The following is a 1,062-nucleotide window of genomic DNA, read 5'->3' on the forward strand; positions in this document are numbered from 1 at the left end:
CTAAAGTTGTGAAGGGTGGTCGGCGTTTTGGTTTTGCTGCTCTTGTTGTTGTTGGAGATCAAAAGGGGCGTGTGGGTTTTGGTCATGGTAAAGCGCGTGAAGTGCCAGAGGCAGTTCGTAAAGCTACAGAAGCTGCAAAGCGTGGAATGATTTATGTTCCACTTCGCTCTGGTCGTACATTGCATCATGATCTTGAAGGTCGTCACGGAGCTGGCCGTGTTTTGTTGCGTTCAGCTTCTGCTGGTACCGGTATTATTGCTGGGGGACCGATGCGTGCTATTTTTGAAACTCTTGGTATGCAGGATGTTGTTGCAAAATCACTAGGGTCGTCCAATCCTTATAATATGGTACGTGCAACTTTTGATGCATTAAAACATCAAATGCATCCTAGAGATATTGCGGTTCAACGCGGTATTAAATATTCAATTTTGCAGGCACGTCGTCAGCATTTGGTTGATGCGGAAGGATAATTTCTGAGATTATCAGAAAAGGAATTAAGAAATGGTTCAAAGAAAATCTCAGGATGGGAAAACTGTGATGGTAGAGCAAATTGGGAGTCCGATTCGGAATTCACGGATTCAGCATGCGACCTTGAAGGGGCTTGGGTTGAATAAAATGCGTCGTCGGCGTGTTTTGAAGGATACACTTTGTGTGCGGGGTATGATTGCTAAGGTTCGGCATCTTGTTCGGGTTATAGATGAAGGTTAAAGGTTGCGGGAGTTGAAATATGAAACTCAATGAACTGGGTAATTGTAAAGGCGCAACAAGAAATCGTAAACGTGTTGGGCGTGGTATTGGTTCGGGTACTGGTAAAACTAGTGGCCGCGGTGTTAAAGGGCAAAAGTCGCGTTCTGGTGTTTCGCTTAATGGTTTTGAAGGTGGGCAAATGCCTATCTATCGTCGTTTGCCAAAGCGTGGATTTAGGGATTTTTTTGCCAAGAATTATAACGAAGTTTCGCTGGGACGTATTCAGTTAGCAGTTGATACAGGTAAGTTAGATATTGGAAAGCCTGTTGATATTATTGTACTGAAAGAGGCTGGTATTATTTGTCGTCTGAAAGA

3 protein-coding genes are annotated in these 1,062 nt (G+C 43.8%); all 3 read left to right on the forward strand.

Annotated elements, in window-relative coordinates:
* Positions 1-470 (forward strand): 30S ribosomal protein S5 (rpsE, locus tag ACFIK8_RS09980; protein WP_375669332.1); only part of this gene is annotated, 470 nt, incomplete at its 5' end.
* 31 nt (positions 471-501) lie between these two features.
* A complete protein-coding gene (gene rpmD / locus ACFIK8_RS09985) occupies positions 502-708 on the forward strand; it encodes a 50S ribosomal protein L30 (protein WP_014924219.1) in 207 nt (68 codons plus the stop codon).
* Positions 709-727: 19 nt separating this feature from the next.
* Positions 728-1,062 (forward strand): 50S ribosomal protein L15 (rplO, locus tag ACFIK8_RS09990; protein ID WP_375669333.1); only part of this gene is annotated, 335 nt, incomplete at its 3' end.

The sequence above is a fragment of the Bartonella sp. MR168JLCBS genome (genome assembly GCF_042194175.1).

Coding starts and splice junctions, on each gene's coding strand:
- rpmD (WP_014924219.1), top strand. CDS start 502: ATGGTTCAAAGAAAATCTCAGGATGGGAAAACTGTGATGGTAGAGCAA.